The following is a 16651-nucleotide window of genomic DNA, read 5'->3' as shown; positions in this document are numbered from 1 at the left end:
GTGATGATCATGCGAGAACTTGCGGGTGACAAGCCGGTGACGGCGGGCCTAAGTTCGTATGACGGAGCGCGCCCGGGGACGACGGCGCGACATCCAGACCACTCCTGACCGATACGGAGGCGCACACGCGCCGCCGACGTCGCCTTCTGCCCTGCCGTTTCCCAGCCCGAGATCGCCATGAACGATTGTACTTCCCCCCTTGGCACCGCCGCCCGTCATCCGATTCCCCGCGCCTACAGCACCCTGGCCCTGGCCTGCGCGCTGTGCCTGACCTCGACGGCCATGGCGCAGACGCCCACCGCCGCGGCGACCGCGGCGGCCGGCACCGCCCAGCCCGCCACCACCACCGGCACCGACGCCACGGCCACCGACGCCAACGCGACCCCGACCGCGGACACCTACGACCCCAGCGTCTACTTCAAGGCCACCGGCAGCGCCAACAGCAATGCCGGCGCCGACGCCGAAGGCGACGAAGCGCTGGCCGCCGGCGAATCCGCTTCGGCGGTTGGCACCGGCGCCATGGCGCTGGGCGGCGGTGCGGTCGGCTATGCCGACCACGCGCTGGCGGTTGGCCACAACAGCCTGGCCACCGAGATCTCCACCACCGCCGTCGGCGGCATGCTCGACGTGGACTACTCGTACCTGTCCGGCGGCGTGAAGATCCTGCAGCAGACCTCCGCCACCGGCATGGCCGCCACCGCGCTGGGCGCGGGCGCCCAGGCCAGCGGCAAGTTCAACGTGGCCGCCGGCGCCGGCGCGATCGCCAGCGACCGCTCCAGCGTCGCCGTCGGCGGCATCGTCGACGTGGGCGAAGACAGCTTGAGCAGTGAAGGCATGCAGTTGCAGGCCACCCAGGCCACCGGTCCGCTGTCCACCGCGCTGGGCGGCGGCGCGCTGGCCACCGCCTACAACGCGACCGCAGTCGGCGCACTGGCCGAGGCCAGCGCGAACCGCACCCTCGCCGTGGGCTCCACCGCGCTGGCCAACCAGTACGCCGCCGTGGCAGTGGGCGCGCAGAGCCAGGCCACCGCCGAGTGGGCGACCGCCTTCGGCAACGCCGCCCGCGCCTGGGGCACCCACAGCGTGGCCCTCGGCCCCAGCGCGTTCGCGCAGAACGACGACGCCACCGCGGTCGGGCCGGCCGCGTTAGCCCTCGGCACCGGCTCCACCGCGCTCGGCAACGGCTCCTGGGCCGGTGGCACCCGCAGCCTGGCGCTCGGCGCGGCGACGGTGTGGAACGGCAACTTCTTCCTCGATACGCCGGTGCTGTTCTACGACAGCATCGCCATGGGCACCAACGCCGACGTGTTCGGCGACCGCTCGATCGCGATCGGTGCCGGCGCGCGCGTGGGCAACTCGCAGTTCGTCGACGGCAAGCTGACCATCACCAACAACAGCGTGGCGCTGGGCGCCGGCTCGATCACCGAACGCGACAACACCGTGTCCATCGGCGCGGCGGGCAGCGAGCGCCAGCTCACCAACCTGGCCGCCGGCACCATGGACACCGATGCGGTCAACCTGGCGCAGCTGCGCAACGTCGCCGCCGCGTTCGGCGCCGGCAGCGTGGTCGATGCCAACGGCAACCTGATCGGCGGCAACTACCTGGTGCAGGGCAGCCACTACACCGACCTGGGCTCGGCGATGGGCGCGCTCGACACCGCCCTGACCGGCTTCGGCAACCGCCTCAACACCATCGGCGGGTCGGGCGGCATCAGCATCGGCGACGGCGGCGGGGCGGCCAGCGCCCCCAGCACCGGTGCCGGCACCAACGCCGTGGCCGTGGGCTCCGGAGCCACCGCCAACGGCAACAACGGCCTGGCGATGGGCGCGCAGGCCCTGGCCTACGGCCCCAACGACACCGCCATCGGCGGCAATGCCCAGGTCAATGCCGACGGCAGCACCGCGGTCGGCGCCAACGCCCGCGTCGCCGCGGTGGCGACCAATGCGGTGGCGGTCGGCGAGAGCGCCAGTGCCTCGGCCGCCTCGGCCACCGCGCTCGGCCAGGGCGCCTCGGCCAGTGCCGCCAACTCCGTGGCACTGGGCCAGGGCTCGGTCGCCGACCGCGCCAACACGGTGTCGGTGGGCAGCGCCGGCAACGAGCGCCAGGTCGCCAACGTCGCCGCCGGCAGCGCCGACACCGACGCGGTCAACGTGGCGCAGATGCGCGCCGGCAACAACGCCACCCTGAGCAGCGCCAACGCCTACACCAACACCCGCATCACCGCGCTGGACGACAGCTTCAACCAGCTGCGCACCGACACCGAGCACCGCCTGGACGGCATGGACCGGCGCATGGACAAGCTCGGCGCGATGAGCGCGGCGATGCTCAACATGGCGGTCAACGCCGCCGGCACGCAGAGCCCGCGCGGGCGCGTGTCGGTCGGTGCCGGCTTCCAGGGCGGGCAGCAGGCGCTGTCGGTCGGCTACGCCCGCAAGATCGGCGAGCGCGCCTCGTTCAGCCTGGGCGGCGCCTTCAGCAGCGGCGAGTCCTCGGCCGGCATCGGCGTGGGTATCGATCTGTGACGTACCGCGGCGCCGCGTGCGCCGCGGTTTTCTCCTTCTCTCCTCTCTCTTCCAGGATCCGCAGATGATGTCTTCCAACACCCTCGCCGCTGCCCTCGCCGCCATCCTGTTCGCCGGTGGCGCGCAGGCGGCCACTCCCACCATCCCCCTGGGCGGCGTGCAGGGCCCGGTGCCGCAATCGGCCAGCGCCAACGACCTGGGCCAGCGCTTCATCGTCAAGACCCGCGATGGCGGCACCCAGGCACGCAGCATGCTCGCCACCACCCTGAGCAGCGCGGTGGCGCGCAGCGGCATGCAGCGCGCCCAGATCAGCAGCAATGGCCTGACCCTGCGCAGCGCGGTCAGCGCCAAGGTGCTGCGTGACATGGCGGTACCGGGCTGGCACGTGGTGCAGACCTCGCGCCACCTCAGCGACAGCGAGCGCGCCGCCTTCATCAACGAACTCAAGGCCGACCCGTCGGTGGAATCGGTACAGGTCGACCGCCTGTACCAGCGCCTGGACGAAGCCAGCGTGCGCGGGCCGGCCGTCGCCGCCGCCGCCTCCACCACCCCCAACGATCCGGCCTACGCCAAACTGCAGTGGAACTTCAACAACGCGGTCGGCGGGGTCAACGCCGAGCAGGGCTGGACCCGCTCCACCGGCAAGGGCGTGGTGGTGGCGGTGGTCGACACCGGCGTGGTCAAGAACAACCCCGACCTGGCCGCCAACGTGCTGCCGGGCTACGACATGATCACCGACCACCGCGTCTCGCGCCGCGCCACCGATGGCCGCGCGCCCGGCGGCGACGACCTGGGCGACTGGGTGGAGGCCGACTACTGCGTCCCGCTGGGCGCCAGCGGCAATGCGCCGGAAAACAGCTCCTGGCACGGCAGCCACGTCTCCGGCACCATCGCCCAGGTCACCAACAACAACCTGGCCACCGCCGGCCTGGCCTACGACGCCAAGATCCTGCCGGTGCGCGTGCTCGGTTCCTGCGGCGGCTTCGGCAGCGACATCGCCGACGGCATGCTGTGGGCCGCCGGCCTGCCGGTGGACGGCCTGCCGACCAACCCGAACCCGGCCGAAGTGATCAACATGAGCCTGGGCAGCAGCGGCCCGGACAGCTGCCCGCAGCTCTACCAGGACGCCATCGACAAGATCAACGCCAAGGGCACCATCATCGTGGTCGCCGCAGGCAACTCCAATGCCGATGCCGGCACCTACACCATGTCCTCGTGCAGCGGCGTCATCAGCGTCGGCGCCTCGCGCATCAACGGCGGCCGCGCCAGCTACTCCAACTACGGCACCCGCGTGGACCTCGCCGCGCCGGGCGGCGGCGGCGACGTCGACGGCAACCCCGGCGGCTACATCTTCCAGGTGATCAACGGCGGCACGCAGAGCCCGACCAGCGACTGGCAGATCGGCGGCATGGCCGGCACCTCGATGGCCTCCCCGCACGTGGCCGCGGCGGTGGCGCTGGTGCAGAGCATCGCCAAGACCCCGTTCACCTGGACCGGCATGCGCGAGCTGCTGCGCGCCAGTGCGCGGCCGTTCCCGGTCGCCATCGCCACCAATACCCCCATCGGCACCGGCATCCTGGACGTGGACATGCTGCTGCAGATGGTCACCAACCCGCCGTGCGATCCGTCGGACAGCAGCTGCGTGCCGCCGACCAAGACGATGACCAACAAGGTCGAGATGCGCGGCCTCAGCAGCCAGGGCGGCGACGCGCTGTACAGCTTCCAGGCCGCGGCCGGGAGCACGGTCAGCTTCATGACCTTCGGCGGCACCGGCAACGTGGCGATGTACGTGTCGGCCGGCAAGGTGCCGACCAGCAGCAGCGCCGACGCCCGCTCCACCCGCCCCGGCACCACCACCCAGACGGTCCGCCTCACCCCGTCCAGCGCCACGACCTACTACGTGCGCCTGAGCGGCAGCTACAGCGGCCTGACCGTGGTCGGCCGGCAGTAAGGCCCGATCGCGCGGCGGCGCCGTTCGCCGCCGCGCACCGTGCGCGGGAGGACATCCTCCCGCAGCGGTTCCGAAAGCAGCGACGTGCCCACCATGACGCAATTCGCCCGCCCTCCGGCGGGCATTTTTTTGCTTGGTGGCGCACGCCGATGCCGCGCGATGCCGCAAGCCCCTCTCCGGGTTGGGGTGAGGGTGCGGCACAAGGCGCGGTGCAAGGGCGACACGAGGCGACGCCCTACCCTCATCCGGCCCTTCGGGCCACCTTCTCCCGGTGGGAGAAGGAAGAGCGCTAGCGGCTTTCGCGCAGGAAGCGGGCCATCGACGACACCCCCGGCAGCGCCGGCTGGAACTGCCCGGCGACGTCGACGAAGCCGCGCATCACCGCGATCTCGCGCGGGGTGCGGTTCAAGGTATCGCGCAGTTCCGGATCGGCACCGGCGCGCAGCAGGCGCTGCACCAGCAGCGGCAGGCCGTGCAGCGCGGCCAGGTGCAGCGGGCCGAAGCCGCGCGGATCCTGCACCTCCAGGCTGACCTCCTCGTCGAGCAGGCGCTCGACGCCGGCCAGCACCACCGGCTCCTCGCAGGCCGTGCCCGGCTCGGCGCGCGCGCCCAGCAGCAACAGCAGCGGCGTCACCCCGCCGGCGGAGCCGCGGTCGGCCTCGGCACCGGCCAGCAGCAGCGTGTCCAGCAGGGCCAGCAGGCGTGTCTTGTCGCGCGCGGTGAAGCCGTACAGCGCGGCGCAGTGCAGCGGCGCCAGTTGCTGCGCGTCGCCGGCATGCACGTCGGCGCCGGCGGCCAGCAGCCGCGCGGCGATGTCCGGCAGGCCCAGCGCGCAGGCCAGCATCAGCACGGTGACGCCGCCCGGCAGGCGGTGTTCGATCTGCGCGCCGGCCTGCAGCAGGGCGGCGACGATCTCGGTCTGGCGCATGCTCACCGCCGCCGACAGCGGCGTGGCGCCGCTGGCCGCAGCGTGCTGCAGATCGGCGCCGCGCGACAGCAGCAGCTTCACGGCCGCGGCATGGCCACCGCCGGCCGCACGCAGCAGCGCGGTGCAGCCCTGCGCGTCCACCGCATCCACCGGCAGACCCAGATCGATCAGCCGGCGGATCGCCTCGGCGTCGCCGACCATCGCCGCGGCCGGCACGTCGGCCTCGCGCAGCGGACGCCGCGGCAGCGGCCAGGTGCGCCAGTCCAGCCAGTCGGCCAGGTCGCGGCGGCCACTGGCCAGGGCCACGCCGAGCGGGGTCTGGCCGTCGGCGGCGCGCGCGTCCGGCGAGGCACCCTGCTGGATCAGCAGTTTCAGCGAGGCCTCACGGCCCAGCGCGGCGGCCAGGTGCAGTGCGGTCATGCCGTGGCTGTCGCGCGCCTCGCGGTCGGCGCCGCGTTCGAGCAACTGCAACTGCAGGCGCAGCCAGCCCAGCCGCACCGCCAGCGACAGCGGCGGGTCGCCGGCCGGCGATGGCGCGAACGGATCGGCGCCGCGCTCGAGCAGTTCCAGGGCGAACTGTTCCAGCGCGCGCGAGGCGTGATCGTGCTGGGCGCAGGCGGCGAGCAGCCGGGTCAGGCCGCCGCGGCCGGCCGGCGACACGCCGTGGCGCAGCATCGCCTGCAGGCTGGGCACCGCCTCCACGCCGCGCGAGAGCAGCGCGAACATCGGGGTGTCGCCGCAGGCATCGAGGACTTCCGGCTCGGCGCCGTGCGCCAGCAGCCAGTCAACCGCCTGCGCGTTCAGCGCCAGCGGCGCATCGTGCAGCAGCGCGCCCAGTTCCTCGGCCGCGCACAGTCGCGCCAGCGCGGCCAGGCCGTCGCGCGGCTGGCCCAGTTGCAGGCCCTCGCGCAACAGTTCCAGCGGCGGCCGGTCGGGCAGGCCGGCCGGGCCGGTCTCGCCCTGGCCGTCGCTGACCGCGGCCGGCAGCGGGTAGTCCGGGTCCAGCGCGGAGACGATCGCCCAGCGCCCGGCCTCGGCGGCCAGGTCGACCGCGCGGCGGCCGCTCTGGTCCGGCTGCGCCGGCGCCACGCCCAGGTCGAGCAGGCGGCGGATCAGGCCGGGGGCGACGTGGTCGGCAGTGCAGGCCAGCAGGATCGCGTTGCGGCCGTCGCCATCGACCGCAGTGAGGTCGGGCTTGTGCGGCAACAGCCGTTCCAGCACCGCCACACGACCGTGGCGGGCGGCTTCCAGCCACGGCGTGCGGCCCAGCGCGTCGCGCGCTTCCAGGTTGGCGCCGGCACCGAGCAGGGCCTGCACGATCTCCACGTGGCCGGCCTGCGCGGCCTCGTGCAGCGCGCTGCGGCGCTGGCGGTCGCGCGCGTCGACCCGCGCCTTGTGCTTGAGCAACAACTGCACGCCGGCCGGATCGTCTTCCTCGGTGCCGGCCGCGGCCAGCAGTACCGGGCTGGCCTCGGCCGGTTCGGGCTTGGCCCCGCGCTCGAGCAGAAACTTGGCCATGCGCCAGTTGCCGACCTGACAGGCCACCGCCAGCGGGGTCAGGCCGTCGCGGTTGGCCGCGTCCAGTTCGGCGGCGGCGTCGCGCAGCAGCGCGGCCACGCCCGGATCGGAACTGCGCGCGGCGTGATGCAGGGGGGTGTTGCCATCGCCGTCGCTGGCGCGCGGGTCGGCGCCGTTGGCGAGCAGGGTCATCACCGCCTCCGGGCGGCCATGCCAGCTGTCGCGGGTGGCGGCCAGCAGCGGCGTCATGCCCAGGTGCGGGCGATTGACGTCGACGCCGCGCACGATCAGTTCGCGCAGCAGGCGCAGGTCCGGCAGCACCGCGGCCAGCACCGGCAGGCTGCGCTGGTCGCGCCACTCGGCGGCGGGCAGCGCGTGCGGATCGGCACCGGCCTGCAGCAACTGCAGCGCGCGATCGACGCGGCCACCGCGGGCGGCGTCGTACAGCGCCGCATGCAGTTCGTCCTGCGCCGGCGGCGGCTCGTCCGCGCGCGGCGCGGCGGTGGCGCTGAGTTCGGCGAACAGGTCGGCGGAGGACACCGGCGGGGTCAGCGCCTGCGGCGGCGCCACCCGTTGCAGGCCGGCATGCAGCAACGGCGACAGCAGCGCATAGGCCAGCGCCAGCGGCCAGCGCGCGGCCTCGGCAAGCAGTCCCGGCCAGGCCAGCACCACGCCGAGCCCGGCCAGCACCAGCACCAGCGCGGCCACTGCCAGCCCGCGCCAGGCCTGCAAGTCCTGCTGCGCCAGCGCGTGCCAGCGCGCGCCCAGCGGGCCGCCCTCGCTGTCGCTGCCGTGCCACAGCGGCCAGGTCCGCCACAGCCCGAGCAACGCGGCACTGGCGGCCACGCTCAGCGCCAGCGCCGCAGCCAGGCTGCCGCTGTCGTGCAGCGCCGCCAGCGGCCAGGCCACCAGCACCGCGACCAGCGCCATGCCGCCGGCCCACAGCACCAGCAGCGGCGCCGCCGCGCCGATCAGCTCGCGCGCCGCGCGCGGACGCGGCCGGCTGCCGCGGTGCCAGGACAGCGCCAGCGCGAACGCCGGCTGCGCCAGCCATGCGCCCAGCGCGGCGGCCAGCGGGCCGAATCCGGCGGCCAGCGCCAGCACCGCGCCGAGCGCGGCGGCGAGCATCGGCGCACGCGCGCGGAGAAAGGAGTCAGTCATCGTGTCGATCGGTGGTGCCGGGCAGTCGCGGCGGCAATTGCAGATGGAAGCCGCAGCCGGCGAGGTTGGCGCGCACCGCGGCCGGATCGGCGCGGGCCAGCGTGCGCTCGGCGGTCAAGGCCACCTCGAGCACGAACGCCAGCGGCTGCAGCGACGCCAGCAGGTCCGACGGCAGACGGCCGAAGTCGTCGCGGGCGGCGAGATACAGATAGGTGTCCGGCTTGCGTTGGCTTTTGTAGACGTAGGCTTGCATGCCCGTGGCGTGCGCCTGGCGTGGAAAGGCAAGCGATTGTGGAGGAAATGCGCCAGCGGCGAAAGCGCACGCCGGCCCTGCGCTGAACGGATCCGGGCAGGAGCGCTATTCACGTTCGCATTGCGGGCGTTTCACGGCATGACCGAATGCGTCGATATACTCCGGTGATTGACCTTGTATGGAATACCGCGTGACCGAAGCGTCCCCGTCGCCCCGCATGGCTCCCGTGGCCATCCGTGCCTACACCGCGACCAACGCGCTCGGCAGTGGACTGCAGGCCCAGGCCGCGGCGCTGCGCGAGGGCCGCAGCGGGCTGCGCCGCAACGACTTCGGTCCGCAACCGCTGGAATGCTGGATCGGCCGGGTGGACGGGCTGGAAACCGCCGCGCTGCCGGACGCCCTGGCCGCGTGGGAATGCCGCAACAACCGCCTGGCCTGGCTGGCCCTGCAGCAGGACGGCATGGCCGCCGCCGTGGCCGCCGCGGCGCAGCGGCATAGCGCCGAACGGGTGGCGGTGGTGATGGGCACCTCCACTTCGAGCATCGGTGCCAGCGAGGAGGCCTATACCCGGCTCGAGCACGACGCGGACGGCCCGCGCCTGCCTGCCGACCTGGACCGGCCGATCGTGCACACCCCGCATTCGCTCGGCGATTTCGTGCGCGCCGCCACCGGCCTGCGCGGGCCGTGCATCACCGTCGCCACCGCCTGCTCGTCCAGCGCCAAGGTATTCGCCCAGGCGGCACGGCTGATCGCCGCCGGCGTGGTCGACGCGGCGCTGGTCGGTGGTGTGGACACGCTGTGCGGCAGCGTGCTGTTCGGCTTCAACTCGTTGCAGGTGGTGTCGCCGGAACCGTGCCGGCCATTCGACGTGCGCCGGGTCGGGCTGTCGCTGGGCGAGGCCGGCGGCTACGCACTGCTGGAACGCGCCGATGCCGCCGATGCGCCGCCGGCGCAGGCGCTGCTGTGCGGCTACGGCGAATCCAGCGATGCCCACCACATGTCCGCGCCGCATCCGCAGGGGCTGGGCGCCGGCCTGGCGATGCGCGGTGCGCTGCAGCGCGCCGGGGTGGACCCGGCCGAAGTCGGCTATCTCAACCTGCACGGCACCGCGACCCCGGCCAACGACAGCGTCGAGGCCGCCGCGGTGGCGGCGCTGTTCCCGCCCACCCTGCACGCCAGTTCGACCAAGGCCTGGACCGGGCACACGCTCGGCGCCGCCGGCATCGTCGAGTCGGTGTTCGCGCTGCTGGCGCTGCGCGACGGCCTGCTGCCCGGCACCCTCAACAGCGAACTGCCCGATCCCGCCTGCGGCCCGCAGATCCGCTTCGCCACCGCCCATGCACAGGTCCGCTACGCGATGAACAACTCCTTCGGCTTCGGCGGCAACAACTGCTCGCTGCTGTTCGGCCGCGCATGAGCACGCCCATGCTGCGCGCGACGATCGAAGGCATCGGTTTCTGGGCGCCCGGGCTGCCCGGGTGGGCGCTGGCGCAGGCGTTCGCGCGCGGCGACGGCGCGCTGCTGGAGACGCCGGCACGGCCGTCGCCGCAGTTGCTGGCGCCCAACGAGCGCCGCCGCGCGCCGGACACGGTGGCGGTGTCGCTGGACGCGGCGCTGGCCGCCTGCCAGGACGCCGGCCGCGACCCGGCCACGCTGCCGTCGGTGTTCACCTCCACCCACGGCGACCTGGCGATCACCGACTACATGTGCACCACCCTGGCCAGCGAGCCGCTGGCGATCTCGCCGACCAAGTTCCACAACTCGGTGCACAACGCCGCCGCCGGCTACTGGACCATCGGCGCCGGCGCCACCGCCGCGGCGACCGCGATCAGCGCGCACAGCGGCAGCTTCGCGCAGGGCCTGCTGGAAGCGCTGTCGCAGCTGGCCGCGGGCGAAGACGCGGTGCTGCTGGTCGGCTACGACAGCCGCTCGGTGGGCGCGCTGGGCCGCATCGCGCGCAGCGAGGGCCTGCTCGGCGGCGCGCTGGTGCTGAGCGCCGGCACGCGCGACGACAAGCCGCAGCTGCAGGTGCAACTGCGCGACGGCACCGCACCGATCGGCGACGGCCCGCTGGCACGGCATGCCGCGGGCAATGCGATGGCACCGATGCTGCCGCTGTTCGACGCGCTGGCGCTGGGTGGCAGCGGCTGCGTGCTCGATGCCGGCGGCGGCCGCTGCCTGCAAGTGGAGCTGCGCGCATGAGCCGCACGCCACTGACCGCCGCCGACGCCGCGATCCTGATTCCGGCCCTCAACGAACGGCTGCGCATCCGCGAGGTGGTCAACGACGCGCTGGCGCACTGCCCGCGGGTGATCGTGGTCGACGACGGCTCCGACGACGGCACCAGCGACTGCATCGCCGACCTGCCGGTGACCCTGCTGCGCCACCCGCAGCGCCGCGGCAAGGGCGCGGCGCTGCGCAGCGGTTTCGCCGAGGCGCAGCGCCAGGGCGCGCGCGCGGTGATGACCATGGACGGCGACGGCCAGCACAGCGCCGCCGACTTCCCGCGGCTGCTGGCCGCGGCCAACCGCCACCCCGGTTGCGTGATCGTCGGTGCGCGCCTGCGCAAGCGCGCCAGCCAACCGCCGATCCGCCGCATCGGCAACGACTTCGGCGACTGGGGCATCGCCTGGGGCTGCGGCTTCCGCCTGGTCGACAGCCAGAGCGGCCAGCGCCTGTACCCGCAGTCGGTCTACACCCTGCCCGACGTGCCCGGCGAAGGCTTCGTGTTCGAGGCGCAGCTGCTGATCTCGGCCGCGCGCCAGGCCGGCGCGCGGGTGGTGGCGGTGCCGATCGAGACCCGCTACGCCAGCCAGACTCCCGGCACGTTCCGCAAGAGCCACTTCCGGCTGGTGCGCGATCTGTGGAAGATCACCTCGCACGTGATCGTGCAGGTGTGGACCTACGGGCACGTGGTGCGCGAGTACCGGCGCACCCGCGCCAACCCGGTGCTGATCGACGACGTCGACGGCACCCTCGACACGGCCCCCCTGGCCGTCGGCAAGGAAAAGACGACATGAATGCAGCGCAGGCGGATGTGGCGATTCTGGGCGGCGGACTGGCCGGACTGACCCTGGCGCTGCAGTTGCGCCAGCGCGACCCGCAGCTGCGCATCCACGTGCTGGAACGGCGCGCGCATCCCGTGCGCGAGGCCGCCTTCAAGGTCGGCGAATCCTCGGTGGAGATCGGCGCGCACTACTTCGCCGAGGTGCTGGGCCTGCGCGAGCACCTGGACGCCGAACAGATCCGCAAGTTCGGCTTCCGCTTCTTCTTCTCCGACGGGCGCGCCGACATCGACCAGTGCACCGAGCTGGGGGTGAGCCAGTTGCTGCCTACCCCGTCGTGGCAGATCGACCGCGGCCGCTTCGAGAACTTCCTCGGCGAACGCGCACGTGCCCTGGGGGTGGAGTTCCTCGACGGCAGCACGGTGCGCGGCGTCGACCTGGCCGAGGACGACGGCGAGCACTGCGTGCGCTACGGCCGCGACGGCGCCGAGACCCGCCTGCAGGCGCGCTGGGTGATCGACGCCAGCGGCCGCGCCGGCCTGCTCAAGCGCAAGCTCGGCCTGGCGCAGGACAACGCGCACCAGGCCAATGCGGTGTGGTGGCGGGTGGACGGGCTGGTCGATCCCAACGGCTGGTCGCAGGACAGCGCCTGGCTGCAGCGCTGCACGCCGCCGGACCGCTGGCGCTCGACCAATCACATGTGCGGCCCCGGCTACTGGTTCTGGCTGATCCCGCTGTCCTCCGGCGCGCATTCGCTGGGCATCGTCTGCGATGCCGCCATGCATCCGCTGGAGACCATGAACACCCATGCCAAGGCGATGGACTGGCTGCGCACGCACCAGCCGCAGGTGGCCAGCACGCTGGAGCGCAGCGAGCACACGGTGCAGGACTTCCTGTTCCTGCGCGACTTCTCCTACGGCTGCAAGCAGGTGTTCTCGGCGCAGCGCTGGGCGCTGACCGGCGAAGCCGGCGTGTTCCTGGACCCGTTCTATTCGCCGGGCAGCGACTTCATCGCCATCAGCAATACTTATATCTGCGAGCTGATCGGGCGCGAGCGTGCCGGGCGCGACATCGCGCCCTACGCCGAGCTGTACCAACAGCTGTACTTCTCGTTCTACGAGAACACCCTGACCCTCTACCAGGACCAGTACCCGCTGTTCGGCGACGCCCAGGTGATGCCGGTCAAGGTGATCTGGGACTACACCTATTACTGGTCGCTGCTGGCGCCGCTGTACTGCACCGACCGCATCGCCGACCTGGCGGTGCTGGGCCGGCTGCGCCCGGCGCTGCAGCACGCCAGCGCGCTCAACCTGGGCGTGCAGGCGCTGCTGCGCGACTGGGGCGCGGCCAATCGCGCGCAGGCCGCGGCGGTGGCCGACGGGCGCCTGCTGGACCAGTACCTGATCGGCTGGTTCCACGAACTCAACCGCGCCCTGAGCGACCGGCTGGACGACGCCGCCTTCGTCGCCCGCCTGCATGGCAATGTCGCGCGCATGGCGGAGCTGGCCGGGGAGATCCTGGCCCGCGCCCGCCAGCAGCATCCGGCGCTGGCCGACCACGGCCTGCTGGACGCCTGCCGCGAGGCGCAGACGCCGCTGCCGGTGCTGTCGCCGGACTGGTACGCGGACGCCGCCTGATCCACGCGCAGGGCCGTGCCGCCCTGCAACAACGCGCGCTCCGCACAGCGCCGCGAAGCGCCAGGGTGCACCGCAATTACGCGGGCCTACGTCACACAGGGCGAATATCGCCCGCGCATTCGTGTTTTCGCACGCTACGCGGTTGACGCCCCGTGCCGGCGGCGCGACACAGGCCCGCCGCGCCCGCGCCTTTCAGGAGAGAACCGCATGCGCTCCACGCTGCTCGCCTTGGCCCTGCCCCTGGCCGCTCTGACCACCGCTTCCACCGCACACGCGCAGACGACCGAGCGTGCTCCGGCGTCGCCGGCACCGCTGCAACAGTCGTGCGACGCGCTGGCGAGCCGGCTCGCCTATCCCGGCACCCGCTTCACCGCGGTGCGCAGCGTGGCCGCCGGCGCCCTGCAGGTGGCCGGCCAGCCGATCGGCGCGCACTGCCAGATCACCGGCCTGATGCACGAACGCGTCGGCAGCGACGGCCAGTCCTATGCGATCGGCTTCGAGATGCGCCTGCCGGCGGCATGGAACGGGCGTTTCTTCTACCAGGCCAACGGCGGCATGGACGGCAACGTGGTCCCCGCGCTCGGCGACATCGGCGGCGGCGGCCAGCGCGACAACCCGCTGCGCATGGGCTTTGCGGTCATCAGTTCCGACGCCGGGCACAGCAATGCGCAGAACCCGCTGTTCGGCCGCGATCCGCAGGCGCGGCTGGACTACGGCTACCAGGCGGTGCAGGCGCTGACCCCGATGGCCAAGCGCGTGGTGCAGATCGCCTACGGCAAGGCGCCGGACTACAGCTACTTCGGCGGCTGCTCCAACGGCGGCCGCCACGGCATGGTCGCCGCCGCGCGCGATGCGCAGGACTACGACGGCATCCTGGTCGGCGACCCCGGTTTCCACCTGCCCAAGGCGGCGATCGCGGACCTGGCCGCGGCCCAACAATTGGCGGCGCTGGCCGGCGGCAGCGACACGCGCAGCGGCCTAAACGCGGCCGAGCGCAGCCTGGTGGCCGAGCGCATCGTCGCCACCTGCGATGCGCTGGACGGCGTGCGCGACGGCATGGTGCAGGACGTGCTCGCCTGCCAGCGCCGCTTCGACCTGAACCGCGACGTCGCCACCTGCGGCAGCGCCGGGCGCACCGGCCAATGCCTGACTCCGGCGCAGAAGCGCGCGCTGGTCGCCATCCACGCCGGCGTGCGCAACAGCGCCGGAACGCCGCTGTACGCACCCTTCCCCTACGACCCGGGCATCGCCAGCGGCGACTGGGCCGGCTGGCGGCAGGACGCCTCGCTGACCCTGGTGCCCGGATCGGTGGCCTTCGGCTTCGTCACCCCGCCGGAGGACCCGGCGATGCTGCAAGACCTGAAGCGGTACGCGCTGCAGTTCGACATGGACCGCGACGCGCCGAAGATCTTCGCCACGTCCGGCGCCTACCGCGAATCCGCCTGGTCGTTCATGACCCCGCCCAACGAGACCCAGCTGGGTGCGCTGAAGGCGCGCGGCGGCAAGCTGCTGGTCTACCACGGCACCGGCGACGGCATCTTCTCCTTCGCCGACACCGCGGCCTGGTACGACCGCCTGCGCGCGGCCGACGCCGATGCCGCCAGCTACGCGCGCCTGTTCGCGGTGCCGGCCATGGCCCATTGCGCCGGCGGACCGGCCACCGACCAGTTCGATGCGCTGACCCCGCTGGTGGCCTGGGTCGAGCAGGGCCAGGCGCCGGCCGCGATCGTCGCCAACGCACGCGGCAGCGGCAGCGCCGCGCCCAACAACGAGGTGCCGGCCAGCTGGAGCAGCCAGCGCAGCCGGCCGCTGTGCCCGTATCCGCAGGTGGCGCGCTACGTCGGCGGCGACGTGGAGGCAGCGTCCAGCTTCGTCTGCCGCTGAGCGCGGATCGCCGTTGCGCCGCCGGCGTGGCGGCGCGACAGCCGCGTCGTCTTTGGCGCGGTCAGCCCATGCCGCCGTTGATGCCGATGACCTGGCCGTTGATGTAGGCGGCCGCGTCCGAGCACAGGAAGGCGACCAGCGCGGCCACTTCCTCCGGCTTGCCGGTGCGCCCGGCCGGGACCATCTGCTTGATCGTCTCCGGCGGGAACGCGCTCTCGGCCATCGCGCCCTGGATCACGCCCGGCGCGACCACGTTGACGCTGATCCCGCGGCTGGCCATTTCCCGCGCCAGCGACATGCTGGCGCCGTGCAGCGCGGCCTTGGCCGCGGCGTAGTTGGTCTGCCCGCGGTTGCCCAGCACCGCCGCCACCGAGGACACGCTGACGATGCGGCCCCAACGCGTGCGCGCCATCGGCAGCAGCAGCGGCTGGGTGACGTGGAAGAAGCCGTGCAACGACACGTCGATGACGGTGTGCCACTGCGCCGCGGTCATGCCCGCCATCGGCGCGTCGTCGTGGATGCCGGCGTTGTTGACCAGCACCTGGATCGGCCCGGCCTCCAGCAACGTCGCCAGCGCCTGCGCGCTGGCCTGCGCGTCGGCCACGTCGAACGCCACCGCCTCGGCGCTGCCGCCGGCGGCGACGATCGCCTCCACCACCGCCGCGGCCCGCGCGACGTTGGCATTGGCGTGCACGATCACGTGCAGGCCCTGCGCGGCCAGGGCGTGGCAGATCGCGCCACCGAGATCGCCGCTGCCGCCGGTGACCAGGGCACGACGCGAAGAAGAGGAAGCTGTCATCGGCAAGGCTCCGCTGGCGACCGGCGGCGGCCGCAGACAAGGGGCCGCCATCGTAGAGCAAACCCGGACGCGTTGCGCCATGCGGACTCGCTGCCGCAGCCGACAGCGGCGCTGCGCGCATCGATCGCGATATCGCACCGGTACAGCCAGCGCCTGCGGCCGCCCCGCGGCCGTTCGACTCAGTCGCGGGTGCTGGTTTCCCAGGTGCCGTGCACGACCTCGCCCTTGCGTTCCAGCCGCGCGATCACCACATCCAGTTCGTCCGGGTGCGCCGCACTGCTGACCAGCGAAGCCACCAGCTCGGTCTGCTCGTCGCCGCGCTCGATCAGGTCCACCGCGCTCACCGGGTAGTGGGCCGCCTCCAGTTCCTCGACCAGGCGCTCGCGCAGTTCGGGCACGGCGGACGTCGCCACGGTGAGCCGCACCGCATAGTGCATCTCGGTGGCTTGGGCGGTGATTGGGATGCGGTTGATCGCGTTGACCAGCGGCCGCAACAAGGTGTTGCCGCCGATCACCATGACCGTGAGCAGCGCGGCCTCGGCCAGCATGTCCGCGCCGGCGCAGCAGCCGACCGCGCCCGAGCACCACAGCGTGGCGGCGGTGTTGAGCCCGCGCACGTTCATGCCTTCCTTCATGATCACGCCGGCGCCCAGGAAGCCGATGCCGGAGACCACGTAGGAGATCACCCGCACCGCCTCGGCGCTGCCGGCGATGCTCATGCCCAGATCGACGAAGGCCGCCGCACCCAGCGCCACCAGCACGTTGGTGCGCAGGCCGGCGGTGCGCTGGCGGTACTGGCGTTCGGCGCCGATCAGGGTGCCGAGCAGGAACGCCGCCACCAGGCTGACCACCGTGTCCAGGAACGCGGCGGCATGGAAGGTTTCGATGGACCGCATCAACAAGCTCCGTTGTTCCCATCCCGTCGCGATCGACGTGGCGCTACCTTGCCACACCCGCGCTGCGGCGCCCTGACGCCGGCGGCAGGCGCCGGC

11 protein-coding genes are annotated in these 16651 nt (G+C 73.0%); 7 read left to right on the top strand and 4 right to left on the bottom strand.

Annotated elements, in window-relative coordinates:
• Nucleotides 1-177: 177 nt before the first annotated feature.
• Nucleotides 178-2523, top strand: coding sequence for a YadA-like family protein (locus tag FHR66_RS16890; RefSeq protein ID WP_167087965.1), 2346 nt, complete (start codon nt 178-180; stop codon nt 2521-2523).
• A 64-nt stretch (nt 2524-2587) separates the two neighbouring features.
• Entirely contained in the window at nt 2588-4474 is a 1887-nt protein-coding gene (locus FHR66_RS16885) for a S8 family peptidase (RefSeq protein ID WP_167087963.1), read from the top strand.
• A 289-nt stretch (nt 4475-4763) separates the two neighbouring features.
• Here FHR66_RS16885 and FHR66_RS16880 read toward each other — a convergent pair whose 3' ends face one another.
• Nucleotides 4764-8081 carry an ankyrin repeat domain-containing protein gene (locus tag FHR66_RS16880; protein ID WP_160970523.1) on the bottom strand — a complete coding sequence of 1106 codons (3318 nt, stop codon included), beginning with the start codon at nt 8079-8081 and terminating at the stop codon, nt 4764-4766.
• Nucleotides 8074-8334, bottom strand: coding sequence for a YcgL domain-containing protein (locus tag FHR66_RS16875; protein ID WP_160970521.1), 261 nt, complete (start codon nt 8332-8334; stop codon nt 8074-8076). The genes FHR66_RS16880 and FHR66_RS16875 overlap by 8 nt, the downstream gene beginning before the upstream one ends.
• Nucleotides 8335-8551: 217 nt before the next feature.
• Here FHR66_RS16875 and FHR66_RS16870 point away from each other — a divergent pair, with 217 nt between their 5' ends.
• The 5 genes from FHR66_RS16870 (at nt 8552) to FHR66_RS16850 (ending at nt 14860) form a co-directional block, all read left to right on the top strand.
• Nucleotides 8552-9751, top strand: a complete 1200-nt coding sequence (locus tag FHR66_RS16870) for a beta-ketoacyl-[acyl-carrier-protein] synthase family protein (RefSeq protein ID WP_160970519.1) — start codon at nt 8552-8554, stop codon at nt 9749-9751.
• 8 nt (nt 9752-9759) lie between these two features.
• Entirely contained in the window at nt 9760-10536 is a 777-nt protein-coding gene (locus FHR66_RS16865) for a beta-ketoacyl synthase chain length factor (RefSeq protein ID WP_160970534.1), read from the top strand.
• The gene (locus FHR66_RS16860; RefSeq protein WP_160970517.1) at nt 10533-11354 is read left to right on the top strand and encodes a glycosyltransferase family 2 protein; all 822 of its coding nucleotides are present in this window, start codon (nt 10533-10535) and stop codon (nt 11352-11354) included. The genes FHR66_RS16865 and FHR66_RS16860 overlap by 4 nt, the downstream gene beginning before the upstream one ends.
• Nucleotides 11351-12976, top strand: coding sequence for an NAD(P)/FAD-dependent oxidoreductase (locus FHR66_RS16855; RefSeq protein ID WP_160970515.1), 1626 nt, complete (start codon nt 11351-11353; stop codon nt 12974-12976). Before FHR66_RS16860 ends, FHR66_RS16855 begins: the two co-directional genes overlap by 4 nt.
• A 207-nt stretch (nt 12977-13183) precedes the next feature.
• Nucleotides 13184-14860, top strand: coding sequence for a tannase/feruloyl esterase family alpha/beta hydrolase (locus FHR66_RS16850; protein ID WP_167087961.1), 1677 nt, complete (start codon nt 13184-13186; stop codon nt 14858-14860).
• 61 nt (nt 14861-14921) lie between these two features.
• Here the strand turns inward: FHR66_RS16850 and fabG are convergent, their stop codons facing one another.
• Together fabG and FHR66_RS16840 are read right to left on the bottom strand one after the other, a co-directional pair.
• Nucleotides 14922-15659 carry a 3-oxoacyl-ACP reductase FabG gene (fabG, locus tag FHR66_RS16845; protein ID WP_160970511.1) on the bottom strand — a complete coding sequence of 246 codons (738 nt, stop codon included), beginning with the start codon at nt 15657-15659 and terminating at the stop codon, nt 14922-14924.
• 179 nt (nt 15660-15838) lie between these two features.
• Complete coding sequence (locus FHR66_RS16840) at nt 15839-16555, bottom strand: MgtC/SapB family protein (RefSeq protein ID WP_160970509.1); 717 nt, start codon at nt 16553-16555, stop codon at nt 15839-15841.
• Between the last annotated feature and the right edge of the window lie 96 nt (nt 16556-16651).

Source organism: Xanthomonas sp. F4, from assembly GCF_011761895.1.
Note: the sequence above shows the minus strand (reverse complement) of the source record. Positions and strands in the feature narration are given on the sequence as shown.

Bases quoted from the DNA above. Each gene is read 5' to 3' on its own strand.
- FHR66_RS16890 (WP_167087965.1), top strand. From the start codon at position 178: ATGAACGATTGTACTTCCCCCCTTGGCACCGCCGCCCGTCATCCGATT.
- FHR66_RS16885 (WP_167087963.1), top strand. From the start codon at position 2,588: ATGATGTCTTCCAACACCCTCGCCGCTGCCCTCGCCGCCATCCTGTTC.
- FHR66_RS16880 (WP_160970523.1), bottom strand. From the start codon at position 8,081: ATGACTGACTCCTTTCTCCGCGCGCGTGCGCCGATGCTCGCCGCCGCG.
- FHR66_RS16875 (WP_160970521.1), bottom strand. From the start codon at position 8,334: ATGCAAGCCTACGTCTACAAAAGCCAACGCAAGCCGGACACCTATCTG.
- FHR66_RS16870 (WP_160970519.1), top strand. From the start codon at position 8,552: ATGGCTCCCGTGGCCATCCGTGCCTACACCGCGACCAACGCGCTCGGC.
- FHR66_RS16865 (WP_160970534.1), top strand. From the start codon at position 9,760: ATGCTGCGCGCGACGATCGAAGGCATCGGTTTCTGGGCGCCCGGGCTG.
- FHR66_RS16860 (WP_160970517.1), top strand. From the start codon at position 10,533: ATGAGCCGCACGCCACTGACCGCCGCCGACGCCGCGATCCTGATTCCG.
- FHR66_RS16855 (WP_160970515.1), top strand. From the start codon at position 11,351: ATGAATGCAGCGCAGGCGGATGTGGCGATTCTGGGCGGCGGACTGGCC.
- FHR66_RS16850 (WP_167087961.1), top strand. From the start codon at position 13,184: ATGCGCTCCACGCTGCTCGCCTTGGCCCTGCCCCTGGCCGCTCTGACC.
- fabG (WP_160970511.1), bottom strand. From the start codon at position 15,659: ATGACAGCTTCCTCTTCTTCGCGTCGTGCCCTGGTCACCGGCGGCAGC.
- FHR66_RS16840 (WP_160970509.1), bottom strand. From the start codon at position 16,555: ATGCGGTCCATCGAAACCTTCCATGCCGCCGCGTTCCTGGACACGGTG.